Below are 739 nucleotides of genomic sequence, written 5' to 3' on the forward strand. Positions count from 1 at the left end.
GGAAACAAATAAAGTTGTTAAAACCATTAAAAAATTTTTAATAAACTAACTTCCAATAACGAAAATTATGTAAATAAGCTGTCCGTATGGGCAGCTTATTTTGTTTTTTGCTTAGCATAGTCTTATTTTTGCCTTTTTGACGAAAAAGCCCCTCAGGCAAGCCGAGGAGCCATTTAAAATCAAAATCACTTTACCTATATTATCATTTCATCAAAACAAAGCTTCTTCATTTTTTGTTACCTCAATAAGAAATGGTACCACTAACATAACTAAAATAGAGTAGATAATTAATAAAGAAACAGATATTATCGTTGAAATTTGTAGGGCGATCAAAATTACAAATAAGATAGGGAGAAGTGCTACTAAGAGAAATATCCTCTTTTTAGATTTAGGAGTAAAAAATAATTTATGATGGCATTGTGGGCATTGTAAAGGGTCTTTTTTTACAATCATCGTTTGCTTAAATGTCTGTGGCCAAGAAAGTTTATAATTACAATTAATACATTTTGGTAACTTCATTACAGTTCACTTCCTTACAATTATTTACAGAATATTGTAAAGGTATATTTTACAATTTAAAAGATGTAATGTTTGATTTTTCCCCTTGTTTTTGGGTGTGAGTGCTGGCTAGTCGTGTGGGGACTAACCCCCACGAACTTAACGTAACTGAATATAGAAAAAGCTGACTGTTTTGATCGATGGATCTAGGCGGTTCGGCTGGTATAATTGCTAGTTCAAG

The 739-nt window shown here is 31.7% G+C and carries 1 protein-coding gene; it reads right to left on the reverse strand.

Going from position 1 to position 739, the window contains the following annotated elements; translation table 11 throughout:
* Window positions 1–210: 210 nt before the first annotated feature.
* Window positions 211–519, reverse strand: a complete 309-nt coding sequence (locus SB754_RS19145; RefSeq protein WP_048557823.1) for a TIGR04104 family putative zinc finger protein — start codon at window positions 517–519, stop codon at window positions 211–213.
* Window positions 520–739 lie beyond the last annotated feature (220 nt).

Source organism: Leifsonia sp. SIMBA_070 (genome assembly GCF_046534635.1).
Classification (GTDB): Bacteria; Actinomycetota; Actinomycetes; order Actinomycetales; family Microbacteriaceae; genus Leifsonia.

What these genes read in the sequence shown, in the direction of transcription:
- SB754_RS19145 (WP_048557823.1), bottom strand. Translation starts at nt 519, where the DNA reads ATGAAGTTACCAAAATGTATTAATTGTAATTATAAACTTTCTTGGCCA.